Origin of the sequence: Methylocaldum marinum (genome assembly GCF_003584645.1) — a bacterium.
In the GTDB taxonomy this organism is placed as follows: Bacteria; Pseudomonadota; Gammaproteobacteria; order Methylococcales; family Methylococcaceae; genus Methylocaldum; species Methylocaldum marinum.
Genome location: NZ_AP017928.1, coordinates 3,534,264 through 3,554,903, shown reverse-complemented (window position 1 = coordinate 3,554,903; position 20,640 = coordinate 3,534,264). Strand labels below are relative to the sequence as shown.

Genomic DNA, 20,640 nt, shown 5'->3' with positions numbered 1-20,640 from the left:
GGAGATATCAATAAACTTTCCATCGCTAGTAGAGTTGTACCTGATGCTAATGCATGGTATTGATAGCCCACTTGTTTCTCAAACAAATCCGAATATAAAAACCTTCCATGATCTACGACAAATTTAGCCAAATAACCGATGACCGCATCGTGGCATCGTTGATTGGAATGCCCAAGGCGAAGTTCACAGCCCTCGTCAAAGTATTTGAGTCGGCCGCTCAAGCCATCGATCGAGAGCGTGTCGAAAAGGGCGAGATAAAACACGTTAAACAGGGCGGCCCTAAAGGTTATCTTGATTCTTACGAGAAAAAGCTGTTTTTCGTTTTGTACTATCTGAAAACCTATCCCACTTTTGACGTTCTGGGCTTTCATTTCGGTTTTAGTGGCGGACATGCCCATGCCCACATCGACCGCTTGCTGCCGGTTTTAGTGCGAGCGTTGACAAGCCTCAACGTCATGCCGGAGCGCACGCTAACAACCCCAGAAGAATTCTCTCAACTCATTGATCAATATAAGAACATAGCGATCGATGGCGTGGAGGTCGCTTGCGTTCGACCCCAAGATGAAACTGAACAGGAAAAGCATTACAGCGGAAAAAAAAAGACATACGCTCAAATCCCTCGTAATCTCCGACTTTAATCGAAGGATATTGTTTTTGTGTTGCATTGTGGCAGGCAGCGTACATGACTACACACTCATGAAAGACGTCTTCACACCGGGTTCAGCGTGGTTCGAGAAGGTCAATTTATGGCTTGACTTAGGATTTCTGGGCGCGGACAAAGATTATCAAAGTACCCAAATATATCTACCCCACAAGAAACCTAGAAAATCCAAGAAAAACCCTAATCCGACATTGACGCCTGAGCAGAAGAAACAGAACAGAAAACAAGCCGCCACGCGGGTCATCGTTGAGCATGCCATCGGTGGCATGAAGTTCTTCCACTGCATGATGCATCGGATTAGAAATCATCTGGGTCACTTCGTGGATTATTTTTTCTCACTTTCCGCCGGGCTTTGGAACTACAAAATCTGTTGATTTACAATTGTTTAGCATCGGAAGCAACTCTAGTGTCTATTGAGGCTTTTATATAGGCATGAAAAAGAGGCTCTTGCTCTTTCATATAAAGCACAGCCGTTCTCTCGATAAGAATCCTGTCGCTATATAGAGATAATGTTTGCGCGCGAACATCGACCTGAATGAAGTCGGTTTTTTGTGCGCGTTTTTCTATCTCGTCAATAAGTGCCGCCCTGCTTTGAAAAAGCGCTTCAATCCAGTTGGGTGGCGTGTATGGTAATTCATCAATCGTGGTTAAAGGCTGCCATATATTCGAGGCAATGCCGAAGTCCTCCCCCAAGGGAAGTTGGTGAGAGTAATTGTAAGAAAAAGGTATTCTGTATGCGTGCATGATCCTAGTTTCCATATGCATAATGATGAGGGTCTGCCATTGCCCCGGCATACTTCTTGGAAAAATCCGTTGCTACCAAGGGATTGTCTCTTAATTGAAGTAATCTCGATTCATTCAGCTTCCTTGTAAAGAGATCCGTCTCAAAGGCGTCATTGCTCCTGCTAAGAATATCCAGAAAGGATGAGGAAAACTCTTGAGCATGCCAGATGTCAGGCAAGCGAATGGAAGAGTAGGCATTCAAGTCGGCGGAAAAGTCCCCTCTGTAATGCCCCACGAAAAGTTCTCCCAATACCAAAGAATCCTGTATCGCCAGATTCATGCCTTTTCCGCCGGCGGGCGTAATGATATGTGCGCTGTCGCCTGCGAGGAAAAGCCGTTGGTATTGCATGGGTTCGATCACGAAATTCCGCATGGGAATGATCTGTTTTTCAAGGATTTCTCCTTGAATCAGTCTCCATCCTTCTTTGCCGAGGCGCAGTTCCAATTCCGTCCAGACACGTTCATCGGGCCAGTTGTTTACGTCGTCGGTGTTTTTAACTTGCAGGTAGTATCTGGAAACTTTATCGCTTCTAAGCATATGGCCGGCGAAGCCGTTAGGGTGGAGTGCGTAGATGATGTGGTTGGCAGAGGGAGGGGCTTCGGCGAGAATCGCTAGCCACGATGAGTCGTAATATCGTTCAAAGATGCGTGCGTGAGTGGATGGAACCGATCTTCGCGAGATGCCGTGAAAACCGTCGCATCCCGCAATAAAATCGCAAGCCATTCGTTTGGAGTTTTTCTGTTTTTTATCGTAGTACTCGACTTCCGCTCCGTTTTCGTTGATGACAAAGGTCGCTTCCGTATTGAATCTTATTGTTCCGTGTGCCTGTTCAAAGTTCTGAATGAGGTCTTTAATAAGCTCCTGCTGAGGGTATATATAGTGCATCGCACCACCCGATAATTGGGTATATTCCAGGAGGAAGTCGACTTGACTCATTCTGAACTCGCAGATCGTGTGCGGCTGCCCATATTGTAGAAGGCCTTGAGCAAGATTATGTTTTTTCAGAGCTAATAACGATCTGTGATCGATCAGGCCGGCTCGGTGGCATTTGGTGATTTCATCTCGCCCGCGTCTATCGAGAACAATGCAGTCAATCCCTGCGTTATTGAGGATATTGGCTAATACCAGTCCAGCGGGGCCCGCGCCAATAATGCAAATCTTGTGTCGTAGTTCCATAACATCTCCCTCAAATTATCAACCCGTATTTTCCAGGTTGCGCCTGGTATCGCAGGTTCGGCGAAGAATTTTGCCTGACTGATGCGAAGATATATTAGGCGTAAGCCGACTGCTCAGGCTCGTCCCAAAAAGCACTATCGTAAAAATACCTTGTCATTATGGTCCATCATGGCTTTAATTAGGTTATTGGGTGTGTGTCATTCTCAGCTCCTGAACGTGAATTGTTGTATGGGTCAATGACTGGTTACTCGAAAGCATAATAGCTGGATGTGACCCTAATATGACGTGTATTATTCGGCAAAAGACAGTGTAACGGAGGTGGATTTATTCAGGGCTTTTCTAGAATTCCTTCGCCAAGAGCGCTGCTTGGTTCAAAACCGTGATCTTGGCTTGTGCGACCTTTCCCGGGTCACCGTTCGTGCACTCAAATACGACGCTTCGTAAATCTGTAAAACCTATAAATTTGAGCCAGGTATCCATATAAGGTTTTTGAAAGTCAAGAGTTCCGGTGTCCGAGGCCGGTAAATACTGGCCGCTGCGGGTGTAAATCACCGTAGCGGGTTTTTCCGTGATTAATCCTTGGCAGTTTGTGGAAGGGGAGAAATGAAAGGCGAGATTAGGTTGGGTGATTGTGTCGATGAAGTGCTTGAGCTTGTAAGGTATCCCGAAGTTCCACATGGGTATGCTAAAAAGATATTTGTCGGCTGATGCAAAACGCCGAAATACATCAGTTACCTGGTGCCATATCTTGGCTGACTCATCATCATTTGACTGACCGGATGCAATCGTGTAGCGGCTGTTGATGACTTCCTCGGACAAATCCGGAAGTTCCATGTCCCATAAATCCCATGTTTCGATTTCATCGTCTGGATGCGCTATGGAGTAAGCTCTTAAAAAGCTCTGGGCGACTGCTATCGAGTGGGAGCGCTTCTTTCTGGGGGACGCCTCAATGTAGAGCAGCTTGGACATGTCTCAATCTCGCTTGATTTTGCTGTTGTTGGTAATACGCAATACTTTGCCGGCGGACCGTCCCAATCCGGACTCCAAAAGAACCCGCCCCTAGGCGCCCCGATCGCCAGGAGGGTTTCGCCGGTCTTGGGTTCCGTTTTCCTGAAAGATGTCATGGGCTGTGGCATCCTCATTGGCAAGTACGGGTTCGGCCTCGAACGAAAATCCCTTTGGGGGGGGCGAAGCAAGGTTGCGGGTTCCATTGCCGGCTCGGCTCGGGTCCCGTTGCGGAACCGCCCGAAACACCTCGTAGACGGTCATGGGCTCTGCGGTTCAGAGGCCGGTTTCGTCAGGTTCGATCATGCGGATCGTCTCATCGCCTAGGCCCAGCGGCAGCTTATTGGTGATCGGGAAACAGTCCATCCGGACAGTTTTATGGCGGCGATCGAGGGCGGATGCCCGGATGCGGATGCGTACGTGTATCTTGCCCGCATTCGGCCCCGAACCGGGAAAGCGGCCAGGTGAAGGATCTCCGAGCCGCCATGGGATCCAATCTGCATCGCTTGCATGATCAATTTGCCCTTAGCTACGGGGTGTCTCTCGATCAGGCATCGAGCAGATATTCCGAGGACAAGCCATGACAAAAGCGCCGTGATCGGCGCTATATTCGAGGATCAGGTCCGCGCCTCCCTGCGCCAGATGCAATCCAGGTTCCAGGCGCCCGGGCCGAAAGCCACCACCATGAGCAATCCGCCTGCTATGGAGAGGTTCTTCATGAAGAGGATCTGCTGAATCTGATCGGAAAGCGGCGTGTGAAAAATAAATGCGGTAATCAGTGCGAAAAGTGCCAGCACGAGTGCTGTGCCACGTGCATAAAGTCCTACCGTCAAGGCAAGTCCCGCTCCCGTCTCCAAAACGATGACCAGCGGAAGCAGCACGGCGGGGACGCCTTTGCTTTCCATGTAAGCTTCCATGGCGGCATAAGTGCCAATTTTGCTAAGACCGGCGATCAAGAAGATCTGGCCTAGGAGAAGACGCGCCAGAAGAGCCAAGCCATCGGTCAGGGTATGCACGTTTTTCATTGAGTTTTCCATTGGTTTTCCTTTCATTTGGGTTTTCAGAGCTTTGCCGAGCTTAAGCCAGATCGAACAATAGAATTTCGGAGGGCTCCAATGCGGTGAGGCCGATAGCCTCCTCTTCCCGAATTGCCGCACCATCGCCGGCAGCCAGGCGAATGCCATTGCTTGTCACCGCACCCCTGACAACTTGAGCAAACGCTTTTTGTCCCGGCGCCAGCGGATACTTAATGCCATCGCCTTCCATCAATACGGCGGCGTAGAGATAGGCATCCTGCCGGATGTGTAGCGACCCCGACCGTCCGTCGGGCGAAACGATGAGGCAAAGGTGGCCCTGTTTTTCCTCTTCGCCAAAGGTCTTCTGCTTATAGTCGGGCCGACTGCCGAGAACGGCGGGTTCGATCCAGATTTGAAGGAAATGAACGGGCTCGATATCGGAGGCGTTATATTCGCTGTGGATGATTCCGGTTCCTGCGCTCATCCGTTGTACACCGCTGGCCGAAATCAGCGTGGTGGTACCGCGGCTATCCCGGTGTTTCAAGTTGCCTTCCAATACATAACTGATAATTTCCATGTCCTATGGGGATGGAAAGGGAAGCCGCCGCTCGGTGCGACGCGATCCTCATTAAGAACGCGCAGGCTGGAAAACCCCGTATAATCCGGGTCGAAGTAGCCTGCAAAGCTAAACGTGTGGCGGCTATCGAGCCAGCGGTAGCGGGAGCATCCCCGGTCTCGGTTCCTGCGTACAATCATCATGGGAGCATCCCTGTTCTGGGCTCGCTAAGTAAATTGCATTCAACTGTGTTGAATTCGTTAGTCACATGATAGTTGTAGTGTTTCTAGGTTCGTAGCGAAAGTTTTTGCAATATTGATTCAGAATATCTGAATATGCGACTCACCCTGGATGCCCTTGCCGTGCTCGACGCCATAGACCGTAAGGGCAGCTTCGCGGGCGCGGCCGGTCAGCTCCATCGGGTCCCCTCGGCCATTACCTATACCGTGCAGAAACTGGAGCAGGATCTCGACGTAAAGCTCTTCGATCGCAGCGGGTCCCGAGCTACATTGACGGCAGCGGGACGATCACTCCTTGAAGAAGGGCGGCATCTGTTGCATGCCGCCGAAGAACTGGAGTTTTTGGTCAAGCGCGTAGCCACCGGCTGGGAGACGGGGCTGAGCATCGCCGTGGATGGTTTGATTCCGTTTGCGTTGATCTACCCCGCGCTGGAGCAATTTTATAAAGAGGTCCACGGGACCCAAATCCGGCTGCTCAAGGAGGTTTACGGCGGGACTTGGGATGCGCTCGTGTCCGGTCGTGCCGATTTGGCGGTCGGTGCCCCTGGGGAAGGGCCACCGGGCGGCGGCTACGCCGCCAAGATGATCGGTGTCGTGGAATTCGTCTTCGCCGTCGCACCGGGGCACCCACTCGCATGCTTGCCGGAACCTTTGACCGAGGTTGATCTTCTACACCATCGGGCGGTGTCGGCCGCGGACAGTTCACGTACGCTGCCCCCCAGAACGATGGGGCTATTGAGAGGCCAGGATGTGCTTACCGTGCCCGATTTATGCACTAAGCTGGAAGCGCAGCGCTTGGGATTCGGGGTGGGCTATCTTCCTAAGCATTTGGTGCAGGACGATTTGGCGGCCGGACGCCTGGTCGCAAAAGCCGTCGCCGAACCAAAACCCGCAGTTCAGCTCTTTCTTGCCTGGCGGACTGGGCACAAAGGTAAGGCTCTGCGCTGGCTCGTGAAACGCTTGCAGGATGCCTGGGTTGGATCGTCAACGGCTAATGAGGACGGATGATCGTTTTTTGTCGAGTGGATGTCGCGGGTCGAGCATCCTCCATCCCCGGCGCTGGTTGCTTGACAGCCAAAATCGGATGGTGCCTTAATAATTGACTAATTTCCTAGGATATGTGAACCTGAATTTCCACGATTTTAGTGTGAAATTCCGGGAGTCATTCCGTGCGCTTAACGACTAAAGGCCGCTACGCCGTCACCGCCATGCTGGATTTGGCCTATCATAGCGAAAAAAAGCCGGTGACATTGACCGATATCGCCAAGCGACAGCACATCTCCTTGTCTTATCTGGAGCAGTTGTTCGCGCGTTTGCGTCGGGCCGGAATGGTCGAAGGGGTAAGAGGGCCGGGGGGCGGCTATCAATTGAGCCGCGACGCCAGCCAGATCAATATCGCCGAGATCATTATCGCGGTCGACGAGACCATCGATTCAACGCGCTGCGGCGGCAAAGCCAATTGCCAAAACAGCCAGCCCTGCCTGACCCACGATCTATGGTTGGGATTGAGCGATCAGATTCGGGAATATCTGGCCTCCATCAGCCTGCAGGATGTCCTCCAGCGAAGAAACGTGCGCTTGGTTGCCGAGCGCCAGGACAAACAGGCTTCAGCCGTTCCCGGTATCGATATGCTGTTGCGTCGGGAAACGCATATTTAGCGTTCTGCCCCAATGCTTTATTTCGATCATAACGCAACCACGCCGCTGGACGAGCGGGTGCTGGATGCGATGGCGCCCTATCTGGGCGCTTTTTACGGCAATCCATCCAGTCTTTACCGGATGGGGCGGATTTGCCGCGCTGCCGTCGAAATGGCGCGGGAGCAGGTGGCCGCGCTGGTCGGTGTCCATCCGTCGGGAATCGTGTTCACCAGCGGTGGGACCGAAGCCAATAATTTGGCTTTGAAAGGCCTGACTTTTTCCCGCGAGCCGGGATTGATCGCCGCGGGTGCCACCGAGCATCCCTCGGTTTCCGAGCCTTTGGAGTTCCTGAAGGCTAGAGCTTGGCGCACGGCGACCATTCCGGTGGACCGCAACGGCACGGCCGATGTCTCTTTCTTTGAATCTTTGCCCATCCGCGACCTCCGGTTCGCCACTCTCATGTTGGCCAACAACGAGACCGGCGTGATCCAGGATATCGCACCGATCGCATCCTGGTGCCGCGGCCGCGGGATCGTTTTGCATTGCGATGCGGTGCAGGCTGCGGGCAAGATTCCGATCGACTTCAATGCGGGCGGCGCTCATCTGATGTCCCTGTCCGGACACAAGATTTACGGCCCCAAGGGCGTGGGCGCGCTGATCTTCGACAAGTCCGTCGAACTCGAGCCTCTGCTGCACGGCGGCGGACAAGAGCAAGGGCTGCGAGGCGGCACCGAAAACGTGGCGGCCATCGTCGGCTTCGGCAAGGCGGCGGAACTGGCTCTGTCCGAATTGGAGACAAGACGCGCCCATCTGCTCGCTCTCCGCGAGCGGCTGGAAGCGGGATTGGCGGACGTGCCCGGAGCGATCCTGTTCGCCGCTGCCGCGGAGCGGCTGCCCAACACTTTGCAGTTCGGTGTGGCCGGTTACGACGGCGAGGCTCTGGTCATGAACCTGGACCGGCACGGTATCGCGGTTTCCAGCGGTTCCGCGTGCGCCAGCGGTGCGGGCGAACCCAGCCCGGTGCTGGTGGCCATGGGCGTTGAGCCGGAAATCGCCAAGAGCGCAATTCGGGCCAGTTTCGGCAAGAGTAACACGGAAGCGGAGGTCGACCGTTTCCTGGAGGTCTTGAAAACACTCGTAGGTACACCCACCTCTGAAAGTCAGGGCTCGAAATCGCTGATGTCGGTCATTTAGATCCCTTCCCGTTAGGTCCTTAATACCCTTCGGCTCAGCCGGGCCTTCGACAGGCTCGGAGCGAACGGCCTCCCGAGACGGGCTCTGAGCGGGCCGGCCCCCGGGCACTGATAAACTTTTTTGAATCCTGATTCGATAGTGATGACTATGTCCATTACCTTAACTGAGAGTGCGGCGCAGCAAATCGCCAGGCAACTGCAAAAACGCGGCAAGGGTGTAGGGCTCCGATTGGGCGTGAAAAAATCCGGCTGCACCGGTTTCACCTATGTGGTCGATTACGCCGAAGCGATTGAGTCTGACGATGTCGTGTTCGAGCAGCATGGCGTGAAGGTGGTCGTCAGGGATAGCGATCTGGCTTATCTCTCCGGCGTTCGGGTGGATTATCGCCGGGAAGGCATCAACGAGGCATTTCGGTTCGATAATCCCAATGTCACGGCCACCTGCGGCTGCGGCGAGAGTTTCGCCGTTTAGAGCGGCTTCGAACTGGCGGCAGGGGCGAGTTGACTCGTCCCCACACCCGCATCCCGAAAGAAATTCCGGTTGCGCGGGGGCGAAAGCTCCCGCTTCCCGCTCGGCCGAGTGCGCGCTCTAGGGCCCGCATGGCGTTTGAAAGCGGCTTCGAAGTCTGGTATTTCTTATCATTTGTTGGATTTTCCAGTAAAATCACGGTGTTTTATCTGCCCGCGTCCGGGCGGCGAACGTTTTTTCCGAATGCCGAGCGCAATCGGCTTTCATTTACCACGCAACACCGGCGAATCCGAGTCTTAGGAGATCCAATGGCGGTCGAACGAACCCTGTCCATCATCAAACCCGACGCTGTAGCCAAGAACGTAATTGGCGAGATTTACAGCCGTTTCGAGAAAGAGGGGCTTAAAATCGTCGCAGCTAAAATGCTGCATCTGTCCCGCGCGCAAGCGGAAGAATTTTATGCCGTTCACAAGGCAAGGCCATTCTTCAACGATCTGGTGAGTTTCATGATCACCGGTCCCGTGATGGCGCAGGTACTGGAAGGTGAAAACGCCATTGCCAAGAACCGCGAGATCATGGGCGCCACCAATCCCAAGGAAGCCGCACCCGGTACCATCCGCGCCGATTTCGCGGTCAGCATCGACGAAAACGCGGTGCACGGTTCCGACGGACCCGAAACCGCGGCACAGGAGATCGCATTTTTCTTCAAAGAGAATGAACTCTGTCCCCGTACCCGCTGATTCCGGCGAAAAGCTGAATCTCCTCGGCCTGGACCGGAAGGCGATGGAAGCCTTCTTCGTCGAGATCGGGGAAAAGCCTTTCCGTGCGACGCAGTTGCTGCAATGGATACATCAGCGCGGCGTCGGCGACTTCTCGGCGATGACCAATCTGAGCAAGTCGCTGCGGGCGCGGCTGGTCGAATGTTGCGAAATTCGCGTGCCGGAGATTGCTTATGAGCAGAAATCCGCGGACGGAACCTGCAAATGGCTGCTGCAGTTGGATGATCAGAACCGGATCGAGACGGTTTTCATCCCCGAGGACGGGCGCGGCACTTTGTGCGTATCCTCGCAAGTCGGGTGCGCCCTGGAATGCTCGTTCTGCTCCACCGCGCGGCAGGGTTTCAATCGTAACCTGAGCGCCGCAGAGATCATCGGTCAGCTCTGGGTGGCCGGGCGCGAGCTCGGCGAAGGCCGGGTGACCAATGTGGTTCTCATGGGCATGGGCGAACCGCTGCTCAACTTCAATAACGTGGTCGCCGCCGTCAGCCTGATGCTGGACGATTTCGCCTATGGGCTTTCGAAGCGTCGGGTGACGATCAGCACTTCGGGTATCGTTCCTGCCCTGGACAGGCTGGCCGAGGTGTCCGATATCGCTTTGGCGGTATCCCTGCATGCACCGGATGACGAACTGCGCAACGAATTGGTGCCGATCAACCGGAAGTATCCGATCAAGGAGCTTCTGGCCGCGTGCAAGCGCTACGTGGGGCGGGAAAACCGCCGCAAGGTGACCTTCGAATACGTGATGCTCGACGGCATCAACGACACGCCCGCGCATGCCAGAGCATTGATCCGCCTGCTGAGCCATGTGCCGTCCAAGGTTAATCTGATTCCGTTCAATCCGTTCCCGGGCTCCAATTACAGATGCTCCGGTCCGGAAACCATACGCCGGTTCAGCGATATGCTGCACGCGGCCGGATTGATCGCCACCACCCGCAAGACCCGCGGCGACGATATCGACGCCGCCTGTGGCCAGCTGGTTGGGCGGGTGAACGACCGCACACGCAGGCATCACCGCATACAGGTTGTAACGTCATGAAGTGGCGTGTTCTGGTCGGTGCGGTAGTGTGCGTGACGCTCGCAGCCTGTGGAGCGTCGAAAAAGTCCGCTACGCGCACAAACGATCCCTACGGTTCGCTCAGTCAGTCCGACATCTATCTCCGGATGGGCATCCAGTATATGGAAGCCGGCAACTACGACACGGCCCTGCAGGACTTGATCAAGGCCACCGAACTCGATGAAGGGAACAGCGAGGCCTACAACGCGCTGGCGGTGCTATACCAACGCCTGGATCAGCCGGCCGATGCCGAGCGCCAGTTCAAGAAGGCCTTGTCGGCCAATTCCGAGAATTTCGGCGTCCGCAACAACTACGGCCGGTTTTTATGCGAGCACGGCCGGCATGATGAAGCCATGGACCAGTTCCGGAAGGTCATTGCTTCGAAGGCTTATCACTCGCCTTGGGTTGCGCTCACCAATGCCGGTATTTGCGCGCGCTCGGCGGGTCGAAAAGGGGAGGCCGAGGAGTATCTGCGCAAAGCACTGGAATACGACCCGCGCTTCGCTCCGGCACTGATCGAGATGGCGGAATTGAGCCGCGCGTCAGGTGAAAATCTGTCTGCCCGCGCTTTCCTGGAGCGCTATCATGCCGTGGCGGCACCGAATCCGAGGTCGCTACTGGTCGGCGTGGAGGCAGAAGCGGCACTGGGCAATTTCCGCGCGGCCAAAGATTATGCGACAACCCTTCGGGTGAAGTTTTCGCACACGAAGGAGGCCATGCAGGCGAAACGCTTCCTTCCGGTAGATTGATTCCCGTTTCTTTAACAACCCCGCGACAAACCTTTCAACCATGGAAAAGATTCAAGCCATTCGCGGCATGCACGACATTCTGCCCGATCGCACGCCGCGCTGGCAGCATGTCGAGTCAGTGATGCGCCGTGTCATGGCGAGCTACGGCTATCAAGAAATCAGGCTGCCGCTGGTGGAAAAGACCGAGCTGTTCAAACGCTCCATCGGCGAGGTGACCGACATCGTCGAAAAGGAAATGTATACCTTCGAGGATCGCAACGGCGATTCCCTGACGCTGCGCCCGGAAGGTACGGCAGGCTGCCTGCGGGCCTGCATGGAACACGGCCTGCTGCACAACCAGGTCAACCGGCTGTGGTATGCGGGGCCCATGTTCCGGCACGAGCGTCCGCAGAAAGGCCGTTATCGCCAGTTCCACCAGGTCGGGGTCGAAGCCTACGGGATAGCGAGCTCCGACATCGATGCCGAGCTGATTTTGCTGAGTTCCAGGCTATGGCGGGAACTGGGCATCGCTCACAAGATCGAATTACAAATCAATACCCTCGGAACTGCCGAAGAGCGCCACGGATACCGTTCCAAACTGGTGGATTATTTTCGTGCGCACTACGGAAAGCTCGACGAAGACAGCCGGAGGCGCCTGGATTCCAACCCCTTGCGGATTCTGGACAGCAAGAATCCCGATATGCGCGACCTGATCCAGGCCGCTCCGGTATTGACGGATGAACTGGGAGAGGAGTCCAAGGCGCATTTCCAGCGGCTGAAGGAGCTCCTTGACCAGGCGGATATCGTCTATGCTGTGAACCCGACCCTGGTGCGCGGCCTCGATTATTATTCGCGCACCGTTTTCGAATGGGTCACTCAGGAACTGGGCGCTCAAGGAACGGTATGCGCGGGCGGGCGTTACGACGGTCTGATCGAACAATTGGGCGGCAAAGGTTCCGCCGCGACCGGATTTGCCCTCGGAATGGAGCGTTTGATCGAACTTCTCGAAGCTCCGGAAAAGCTGGATGCCGCGGCGCTGCCCCATGCTTATCTGATCCGCGTTGGGGAACAGGCCGAACTCAAGGGAGCCAAGCTGGCCGAGGCATTGCGGGAGACGCTGCCGAACTTGAGACTGGTGGTGAATTGCGGCGGCGGCAGTTTCAAAACCCAATTCAAACGAGCGGACAAGAGCGGCGCCGTGCTGGGCTTGATCCTGGGTGAAGACGAGGCGCGGGATCAGCTGATCGGCGTCAAGTACCTGCGCTCGGAGGCCGGCCAGACAACCCTTTCGCAATCCGAACTGATCCCTTTTCTGCAAGCACTTATTTAATTCGACGAGGTTGGAGTGGAAACGTATTTGACAGAAGAAGAGCGTTTGGAAGCTCTCCAACGGTGGTGGAAAGAAAATCGGCGATCTCTGATTTTCGGTGTTCTTCTGGGTGTCGCGGTCATTATCGGCTGGAACATGTGGAAGGGCAATGTGCAGAGCCAGAACGAGCAGGCCTCCAACTTGTATCTGCAGATGCTGAAAGCGACCGAAAACAACCAAATCGAGCCGGTGGCCAACTTGGGCGAGCGAATCATCGGCAGCTATCCGTCGACCGCCTACGCCGATTACGCACGGTTGCTGCTGGCCAAACTGAAGGTCGATTCCGATGACTTGCCCGGCGCGAAAGCCGTCCTGGAAGAGACTATTGCAAAGACCACGGACGAAAATATCACGCATATCGCCAGGCTTCGCCTCGGCCAGGTGATGCTGGCATCCGGTGAAACCGGCCCGGCACTGAGCATGCTGGAGCCCTTGAGTCCGGCCCGGATGGGGAAGTTTGCGGCGCTTTACCATGAGCTCAAAGGTGATTTGTACGCCGCGGCGGGACGGCCGGGCGATGCCCGCAAGGCTTACGAAACGGCGAAGGAAGTCGGCGAGGTTTCCCCGCTACTGGAGCTGAAACTCGACGATTTGCCGGCCGCGACGACGCCAGCCGGGCCCTGATGCAGCGATTTTCCGTCTTGTTTTTGTGCAGCGTGCTGCTGACGGGCTGTAGCGGCCTTGGCGCCCTGAAAGACGCAGCGTCCGGTATAGGAGAGTATTTCGGCGCGTCGGACAATGCCGATCCTCCCGCTGAGCTCAAGGAATTCGAGCCCGCGGTCAAGATGACGGTGCTTTGGGATGCCGGTATCGGCAAGGGCTATGCCAAACAGTACGTAAATCTGGTGCCCGCGGTCACCGAAGACAAGATTTTCGCTGTCGATCGCAAGGGAGAAGTCCAGGCGCGCAACCGCCTCGGCGGCGACAAGCTATGGTCGGTGGATACCGAACTGGTGGTTTCCGCAGGACCGGTGGCGGGGCGGGGCAAGCTCATACTCGGCACCAGCAATGCCGAGGTCGTGGCGCTGAATGACAGTGACGGCTCGGTACTCTGGAAGACCAACGTGTCGAGCGAGATTCTCGCCTTGCCCCGGATCGAGGGCGACACGGTGGTGGTGCGGAGCAGCGACGGGCGAATTACCGCGCTCGACGAGGAAAGCGGTGCGACGCGCTGGTACTACGACCGCACGATTCCGGCCCTCTCGATTCGCAGCCGGGGTTCGCCGACGATTGCGGAAGATGTGGTGCTGGACGGCTATGGCAGCGGGAAGCTTATCGCCTTGCAGCTGGACGACGGCAAACCCAAGTGGGAGGCAACGATCGCACTGCCTCACGGTCGCTCCGAAATAGAGCGTTTGGTGGACATGGATTCCGATCCCATCGTGAATGGAAATACGATCTACGTGACAGGTTATCAGGGCGGCGTGGCCGCGGTATCGTTGAGCGATGGCGAGGTGCTTTGGCGCCAGTCCAATCTGTTTTCCTACACCGGTATGGCGGCGGCCCGCCGCTCGCTGTTCGTGACCGACGCCGGCAGCGACGTTTGGCAGCTGGACATGCGCAGCGGTGCGGACCTGTGGAAACAGGACGAGCTGCACCTCCGGCGTCTGACGGCGCCGGCGCTGATCGATGATTACGTGGTAGTGGGCGATTTCGAAGGCTATCTCCATCTGCTTTCCCAGGAGGACGGCAGCCTGGTGGGCCGGGTCCGAGTGGACAAGAGCGCAATTGCGACGACCCCCCTCGTGTTCGACGATGTCGTGTACGTTTATACCAGCGGCGGCACTTTGGCTGCTATTTCGGTGAAAGGGTTATCCGGGAGCTCCCCGGATGACCGTTTGCGATTGGAGTAGTTTATGTTGCCCGTGGTCGCCCTGGTAGGCCGTCCTAATGTAGGCAAGTCCACCTTATTCAATTACCTGACCCGGACCCGCGACGCGCTTGTGGCCGATTTTCCGGGCTTGACCCGTGACCGGCAATACGGACGGGTGAGACGCGGACAAAAGGATTATTTCGTCGTCGATACCGGCGGTATCGTCGAGACCGAACTCGGTATCGACGAGCAGGCCATGCGACAGGTGAGTTATGCAGTGGAAGAAGCGGACCTCATTCTGCTGCTGGTTGACGCTCGGCATGGACTCAATGCCGGCGACGAAGCCATCGCCGAACGTCTGCGCAAGACCGGAAAACCCGTTTTTCTTGTGGTGAACAAGATTGACCGGGCAGATTTGGCCGTCATTGCGGGAGAGTTCTACGCCCTCGGCCTCGGCGAACCTCATCCCATCTCGGCGTCGCATGCAATCGGAGTCGATACGCTGCTGGACGAGCTGGAAGCGAAATTACCGGCTCCGGAAGCGCCCGAATCGGAGGAAAAATCGCCGGGCATTCGCATCGCCGTGGTGGGGCGTCCCAATGTCGGCAAATCGACATTGGTCAACCGAATCTTGGGAGAAGACCGGGTGGTCGTTTACGATCAGCCCGGAACGACGCGGGACAGCGTCTACATTCCCTTCGAGCGCCACGGCAAAGTCTATACCCTGATCGATACCGCCGGCATTCGCCGCCGCGGGCGGGTTTCGGAAGCGATTGAAAAATTCAGCGTCATCAAAGCCCTGCAGGCGATCGAAACGGCCCACGTGGTGATTTTCCTGATCGATGCACGGGAAGGCGTGACCGACCAGGATGCCAATCTTCTGGGAATGGTTCTGGAAATCGGCCGCGGGCTCATCATCGGCTTGAACAAATGGGACGGGCTCGACCCGGACCAGAAAGACCAGGTGCGGCGCCAGATCGATCTGAAACTGCCGTTTCTCGATTTTGCCGAAAAGCATTACATCTCCGCCTTGCACGGTACGGGGGTGGGACATCTGCTGGACGCTGTCGAAGCTATTTACGAGGCGTCGACGCGGGATTTGTCTGCTTCCAGGCTGACCAAAATCCTTCAGGACGCCGTCGTCGCGCACCAGCCGCCCCTGGTCCGCGGACGCCGCATCAAGCTGAAATACGCCCATCAGGGCGGTCAAATCCCGCCGGTCATCGTCATCCACGGCAACCAGACGGAAGAGATTCCCGGGGCCTACAAGCGCTATTTGATAAACACCTTCCGCGATGCCTTGGACATCCAGGGAACGCCGATCAAGCTCGAATTCCGGAGTAGCGAGAATCCGTTCAAAGGCAAACGCAACATTCTTTCCGCCCGTCAGGTTCGAAAGCGCAGACGGCTGATCAGGCACAAGAAAAAAAGCTGATCGCGAGAAAGCCGAGCTTTTCCACAGCGCTTTCAAATAAGACATTCATGTTTGTGGGGTGAGTTAGGCCGTAAGGCCGAGACCCCATAGTCGCAGCGGGCCAAACTCTCGGCACTTGTGGTCCGCCCAGCTTTGGCCGCGTTCTCTCGCAGTATGGCGGCGCGCCGCCGGGCGGCAGCTTCCTCCTGCAGTCGTCACACCAGCAGCCGCGTCGGCAACCGTTCATCCACCCCGACGGTGACCACTCGTCCATGGGCCACCACGCCCTGCCGACCGAAGGCCATCAACCAATGCACGCCGTCCAGTCCGGGGTGAAAATCGGGGTTTCAGGCAAACGCTTCCTTACCCCCGGAGGATCAGCGTGCCGGCGAGCCCGATGCGGCGCAGCGCTTCCGACAAGAGATGGCCGAGTGAGGCGGGCGGCGGACGGACTCGGTCAGTCCACCAGATGCGACAGCGGGTGTGGTCCACGAACGAGCCGAGTTGCCGTTTCCTGATCCATTTCCCATATCCCCCCGAACTCCGTCGACATCATCATACCGGGCTTGGAGATCGCCCTCCTGATGAGTGACCGGGAACCTCGGATTCTCCTGGCGGCTATGCTCGGCGTTGATGACCACCCGGCGGGGCGGGTGCCGGCCGCGTACGTGGATTCACCGGACCCCCGCCGTTTGTCCGGGAAAGTCCGACGGTGTCTGTACATACCCATCCTCAACACCGTCCGCCGAACGGTTCGATCAACCTGGACCGGCTAGATCGGCATTGCCTTCGGCGTAGCCCTACAGTCGTCCGTGGCGCAACGAAGCGCATATCCGAGTGAATATGTCACAGCTAATTAACACCTATTCTACTAGACTTTGGCACCTAAGAACTCCTTAACGAAAACACACGGGCGGAGAGACGGCTCTCCTGCCGCTCCTGGGAGCGTATACCCGATGCGCAGTCGTGAGGAACGAAAACGAACTTCAATATGAAGAGGAGCATGCGAAATGAGCATAGCGAGGCGTCCATCCGCCGTACGCCTCCGGAATGACTGGAACGAGGTCATCCGGTGGGAAGACCACGATCAGTCGGCACCGGTCCCGGAGAACACGGCAGAAACGTACTGCTTCCATCCCGGCGAGTTGCCCGAGGATCTTCGCATCCTCATGGTAGGTATCGGCGGACAAGGTGTGGCCAACCTGACCCGGCGACTGCGCGACCTGATCGCCGACCGGTACTGCCATGTGTGTACGGCGGAGCAGCGCGGTGTGGCGCAACGCCGGGCAAGCACCGCCGCCACGCTGATCGCCGGCCGCTCGGTGTGCGCGCCGTCCCTGGCCGTGTCGGACGTAGACATCCTGATTGGATTGGAACCTCTTGAGGCGCTTCGGTATCGCGACCGGCTGCGGCCCGGCTCCCTGTGCCTTCTTTCCGATGTACGCATCGAAACCATCTGTGGCGGTCTCCGGCAGTACGCCTACGCCGACACGCAGGAAATCCTGCGCGAACTGGAAGGGCGAGGCGCTCACTGCGTGCTGATTCCCCTGGCGCAATGGCATCTATCCGAGCGCATGGAAGCGGTTTATGCATCCAGCGCCATGCTCGGATTCTTCTGCGCCGCCTTCGACCTCGACATCCAACGCGCCAAGACGCTCGCCTTCGGCGCTTTGGCGCCACGTACCGCGCACAAGAACATCCGGGCGATGGAATGGGGTTTCCTGCGGTTCTACAGCGAAGCATCCAATAAGCCTCTCTCCAATCGTCAAAAATCATCCGACTGCGTCCACCCCGAATATGGCGAAGCGGAACTCGCCGAAGCCAACGTTTAATCAGAACCGAGAATCGACCGATGCCTTGTTGTTACATGTTTCCAGGTTTGGGGGCGGATTACCCCGGCATGATCGAGAAATTCCGGATTTACCATCCGTGGTCGGAAGAGCTCCTGGCCGCTTGGAGCGAGCTGGTCGGCTGCGATCTCGGTACCGAGCACGGAGCTAGCGATCGGGAGCGCGAAAACCTGCACCAGCTGCGGATACACGCTCTCAACCTCCTGTGGTGGCGCGTCGTACGGCAATCCAGCCCCGACGCGAACTACGGCTGTTGCGGCCATAGCCTGGGTTTTTACGCCGCAGCCGTGGCTGCCTGTTCATTGACCGAGGAAATGTCGTTCCGTTGGCTTCAGGCGATGTTCAGCGTCGCTTGGGACGAATTCGCGGAGAACACCGGAAAAATCTCGGTCATCACCACCAACACCCCCATCGGGGCCCATAGTCTCGCTCACCGTTTCTCCGTGGAAGTGCTCGCGATCAACAGCGCTTACCAAATCGTGGTGTACGGGAGCGAACAAGACATCGAGCAGCTGTGCCGCACTCTTGAGGGGACATTGATTCGCCGGGACGACATCGATGCCCGTATCCCCTTCCACTCGATCCGCATGTGGCGCGTCGCCGAAATAGTCGCCGCGCGGGCTGCCGAACTGGGCTTGACCGTGGCTGCTCCGGTACATGCCTTGTGGTCGCATATCACCGGCGAGCGGCTGCTGTCCGCCGATCAAGTTTTCGCCACGCTTACGCGCCAGCCATGCCAAACCGTGTTGTGGCAACAACTGGTTCGAAATCTCCGTTCGGCGCACTACCGCGAATTTGTGGAAGTCGGTCCCAGCCGGGTATTGAGCCAGATAGCCCGATGGAACGCCCCGGATACCCCGGTGCGGTACGTCGACCATCTGCGCAAGACGAAGCGATCCGAAGCGAGGGCTTGAACATGGCATTTCTCAACGGTTGCGAGGCGGTTGCGCGCGGCGCATGGGAAGCGGGTGCCGCGTTCGTGGGTTCGTATCCCGGCTCGCCGGTCACCGGGGTCGTGGAAGGCCTCCTGCGCTTTCCCGAAATCAAGACCCAATGGATGGCCAACGAGAAGGTCGCCCTGGAGGCGGCCATCGGCGCCGCCCATGCCGGGCAGCGCGCCTTGGCGGTGATGAAGCACGTGGGCTTGAACGTGGCGGCCGATCCGTTCTTCAACGTCGCCTACACCGGCACCCGCGGCGGACTGGTCATCGTCGTCGGCGACGATCCGGGCGCCAAGGCCTCGCAGAACGAGCAGGACACCAGGCAGCTTGCCCAGGCGGCGCACGTCCCCGTGCTCGAACCTTCCGATATCGACGAGGCGCTGATCTTTCCGCGACTCGCTTTCGAAATCAGCGAGCAGTTCGACGTCCCCGTCGTGGTGAGGGTTACGACCCCGATCTGCTACGGCACATCCAGAACGGTGATGGGAGCGAGACGCCAAGTTCTCCCGAATCTGGGCTTCGCCGCCCCGATAGAGAAGTACCTGTTGCTGCCGGCATTCGTCCCGGCCCGGCACAAGGATCTGGTGCGGAGAATCGACCGCTTGGCCAACGGACACTGGAGCCGGTGGTTCATGCAAACCCTGATGCCGGCCGAACGCCTGGAAAAATATCCCTACGGCATCGTGGTGACGGGCTTTCCCTATCATGCCGTCCGCGAACCGTTCGAGGGGCGGGCGCCGATTTTGAAGGTCGGCATGAGCTACCCCTTGAATGAAGAAGCGATCCTGGAGTTCGCCGCCCGCTGCGACCGCATTCTGGTGGTCGAGGAATCGAGCCGCTTCCTGGAACAGCGCATCCGCGCCCTGGGCGTCAACGTCGCCGCGCGTCCCCATTTCGACGGGGTCGGCGAATTTTCCCTTAAACATCTCGAGAGTCCGGACATCCCGGAGATCGCGGAACGTCTGCAGGAACGGATCGGCCACAAGCGAATAGTCATCCCGATCCGGCACCAGGCTACGACGCCGGAGAGCCACTCCGGACTTCCGCTGCCGCCCCGCCCCCCCGGCTTTTGCGCCGGTTGCTCTCATCGCGGGATCTTTTACACGCTGGGCAAGCGCGATCTCTATGTGGTCGGCGACATCGGCTGCTACACCTTGGGTGCGCTGGAACCCCATGGAGCGCTGCATGCGAACCTGTGCATGGGGGCAAGCCTCGGCATCCTGCAGGGCTACCTTGCCGCCATGGGTCCGGAGGCGGCGCGCTCCTGCATCGCCGTGATCGGGGATTCGACCTTCTTTCATTCCGGCATCCCGTCGCTACTGACCGCCGTGACGGCGAAGATACCGGGAACCATCCTAATCCTGGACAACGCCGGAACGGCCATGACCGGCTTCCAGCTCACCAATCGGCCGCTCAAGCGTGACGATTGGGAACGCCTGTTACACGCACTGGGCGTGCCTGAATTCGCCGTCGTCGATGCCTTGGACGTGGATCAGCTGGAATCCACCCTGGATGCCTTCCTGGCGTCCGACCGCCTGTCCGTCATGGTGGTCAAAGGCGACTGCGTGCAGGGATTGCCGCGGAAAGGGCCGACCAATTACCGGTACACGATCAAAACCGATCTTTGCACCCAGTGCGGGGAATGCCTGAAGGTCGATTGCCCGGCCATCGTGCCGTCCTGGGACCGACAAACCGCTCGGCTGGACTCAGTGGCCATTTCGACCGAATGCATCGGCTGCGGATTGTGTTCGCAGTCGTGTCCCGAGCACGCCATCATCCCGAGAACCCTGTCCTTCAAGTCTTCCGTTCTGACGCGGATGATCGCGCCGGTGCCGTGGCATCGGGTGATCAGAAGGCTCCGCGCGATTCCGCCGATTCGAAAGCTGTTGAACGCGTTCGAAAAAGAGACCCATTGACTGTCTTCTAACACTCTTAACCCCAAACGAGGAAAAAAGC

General features: G+C 57.2%; 21 protein-coding genes and 1 pseudogene. 16 read left to right on the top strand and 6 right to left on the bottom strand.

What is annotated here, in order from left to right; genetic code table 11:
* Positions 1–107 precede the first annotated feature (107 nt).
* Both sS8_RS15640 and sS8_RS15635 read left to right on the top strand, forming a co-directional pair.
* Positions 108–638 carry a helix-turn-helix domain-containing protein gene (locus tag sS8_RS15640; protein ID WP_119628746.1) on the top strand — a complete coding sequence of 177 codons (531 nt, stop codon included), beginning with the start codon at positions 108–110 and terminating at the stop codon, positions 636–638.
* The gene (locus tag sS8_RS15635; RefSeq protein WP_119630420.1) at positions 529–1,035 is read left to right on the top strand and encodes a transposase family protein; all 507 of its coding nucleotides are present in this window, start codon (positions 529–531) and stop codon (positions 1,033–1,035) included. Before sS8_RS15640 ends, sS8_RS15635 begins: the two co-directional genes overlap by 110 nt.
* Position 1,036: 1 nt before the next feature.
* Here the strand turns inward: sS8_RS15635 and sS8_RS15630 are convergent, their stop codons facing one another.
* From sS8_RS15630 to sS8_RS29245, 6 genes and pseudogenes are all read right to left on the bottom strand, one after another.
* Complete coding sequence (locus sS8_RS15630; protein ID WP_145986553.1) at positions 1,037–1,405, bottom strand: hypothetical protein; 369 nt, start codon at positions 1,403–1,405, stop codon at positions 1,037–1,039.
* A 4-nt stretch (positions 1,406–1,409) separates the two neighbouring features.
* The gene (locus tag sS8_RS15625) at positions 1,410–2,621 is read right to left on the bottom strand and encodes a 4-hydroxybenzoate 3-monooxygenase (protein WP_119630418.1); all 1,212 of its coding nucleotides are present in this window, start codon (positions 2,619–2,621) and stop codon (positions 1,410–1,412) included.
* A 339-nt stretch (positions 2,622–2,960) separates the two neighbouring features.
* Positions 2,961–3,590 carry an FMN-dependent NADH-azoreductase gene (locus sS8_RS15620; protein WP_119630417.1) on the bottom strand — a complete coding sequence of 210 codons (630 nt, stop codon included), beginning with the start codon at positions 3,588–3,590 and terminating at the stop codon, positions 2,961–2,963.
* A 653-nt stretch (positions 3,591–4,243) separates the two neighbouring features.
* Positions 4,244–4,651 (bottom strand): DoxX family protein, encoded by a 408-nt coding sequence (locus sS8_RS15610; RefSeq protein WP_119630415.1) that lies wholly within the window; start codon positions 4,649–4,651, stop codon positions 4,244–4,246.
* A 52-nt stretch (positions 4,652–4,703) separates the two neighbouring features.
* Positions 4,704–5,126, bottom strand: coding sequence for a pirin family protein (locus tag sS8_RS29250; protein ID WP_232020655.1), 423 nt, complete (start codon positions 5,124–5,126; stop codon positions 4,704–4,706).
* Positions 5,106–5,398: pseudogene (locus sS8_RS29245) on the bottom strand (pirin family protein); the annotation flags it as partial. The pseudogene sS8_RS29245 and the gene sS8_RS29250, both read right to left, overlap by 21 nt.
* A 135-nt stretch (positions 5,399–5,533) precedes the next feature.
* On the opposite strand from sS8_RS29245, the gene sS8_RS15600 reads away from it, so the two are divergent.
* The 14 genes from sS8_RS15600 (at position 5,534) to sS8_RS15535 (ending at position 20,600) form a co-directional block, all read left to right on the top strand.
* Complete coding sequence (locus sS8_RS15600; RefSeq protein ID WP_197716541.1) at positions 5,534–6,445, top strand: LysR family transcriptional regulator; 912 nt, start codon at positions 5,534–5,536, stop codon at positions 6,443–6,445.
* Between the two features lie 161 nt (positions 6,446–6,606).
* A complete protein-coding gene (gene iscR, locus sS8_RS15595; RefSeq protein WP_119630413.1) occupies positions 6,607–7,095 on the top strand; it encodes a Fe-S cluster assembly transcriptional regulator IscR in 489 nt (162 codons plus the stop codon).
* Positions 7,096–7,107: 12 nt separating this feature from the next.
* Entirely contained in the window at positions 7,108–8,268 is a 1,161-nt protein-coding gene (locus sS8_RS15590; protein WP_119630412.1) for a cysteine desulfurase family protein, read from the top strand.
* A gap of 147 nt (positions 8,269–8,415) precedes the next feature.
* Positions 8,416–8,739 (top strand): HesB/IscA family protein, encoded by a 324-nt coding sequence (locus sS8_RS15585; RefSeq protein ID WP_119630411.1) that lies wholly within the window; start codon positions 8,416–8,418, stop codon positions 8,737–8,739.
* Between the two features lie 305 nt (positions 8,740–9,044).
* Positions 9,045–9,476 carry a nucleoside-diphosphate kinase gene (gene ndk, locus sS8_RS15580; protein WP_119632831.1) on the top strand — a complete coding sequence of 144 codons (432 nt, stop codon included), beginning with the start codon at positions 9,045–9,047 and terminating at the stop codon, positions 9,474–9,476.
* Positions 9,451–10,551, top strand: a complete 1,101-nt coding sequence (gene rlmN, locus sS8_RS15575) for a 23S rRNA (adenine(2503)-C(2))-methyltransferase RlmN (protein ID WP_119630410.1) — start codon at positions 9,451–9,453, stop codon at positions 10,549–10,551. Before ndk ends, rlmN begins: the two co-directional genes overlap by 26 nt.
* Positions 10,548–11,318, top strand: a complete 771-nt coding sequence (gene pilW / locus sS8_RS15570) for a type IV pilus biogenesis/stability protein PilW (RefSeq protein WP_119630409.1) — start codon at positions 10,548–10,550, stop codon at positions 11,316–11,318. Before rlmN ends, pilW begins: the two co-directional genes overlap by 4 nt.
* 40 nt (positions 11,319–11,358) lie before the next feature.
* On the top strand, positions 11,359–12,627 hold the full coding sequence (gene hisS, locus sS8_RS15565) for a histidine--tRNA ligase (RefSeq protein WP_119630408.1): 1,269 nt from the start codon (positions 11,359–11,361) through the stop codon (positions 12,625–12,627).
* A gap of 15 nt (positions 12,628–12,642) precedes the next feature.
* Positions 12,643–13,290, top strand: a complete 648-nt coding sequence (locus sS8_RS15560) for a YfgM family protein (RefSeq protein ID WP_119630407.1) — start codon at positions 12,643–12,645, stop codon at positions 13,288–13,290.
* Entirely contained in the window at positions 13,290–14,519 is a 1,230-nt protein-coding gene (gene bamB / locus sS8_RS15555; RefSeq protein WP_119630406.1) for an outer membrane protein assembly factor BamB, read from the top strand. Before sS8_RS15560 ends, bamB begins: the two co-directional genes overlap by 1 nt.
* Positions 14,520–14,522: 3 nt before the next feature.
* Positions 14,523–15,914: a ribosome biogenesis GTPase Der gene (der, locus tag sS8_RS15550; RefSeq protein WP_119630405.1), complete on the top strand. Its 1,392-nt coding sequence runs from the start codon at positions 14,523–14,525 to the stop codon at positions 15,912–15,914.
* A gap of 989 nt (positions 15,915–16,903) precedes the next feature.
* Complete coding sequence (locus tag sS8_RS15545; protein WP_119630404.1) at positions 16,904–17,725, top strand: 2-oxoacid:acceptor oxidoreductase family protein; 822 nt, start codon at positions 16,904–16,906, stop codon at positions 17,723–17,725.
* A gap of 68 nt (positions 17,726–17,793) precedes the next feature.
* Positions 17,794–18,657 (top strand): ACP S-malonyltransferase, encoded by an 864-nt coding sequence (locus tag sS8_RS15540; protein ID WP_170161105.1) that lies wholly within the window; start codon positions 17,794–17,796, stop codon positions 18,655–18,657.
* Positions 18,658–18,659: 2 nt separating this feature from the next.
* Positions 18,660–20,600, top strand: coding sequence for a thiamine pyrophosphate-dependent enzyme (locus sS8_RS15535; RefSeq protein WP_170161104.1), 1,941 nt, complete (start codon positions 18,660–18,662; stop codon positions 20,598–20,600).
* Positions 20,601–20,640: the final 40 nt, after the last annotated feature.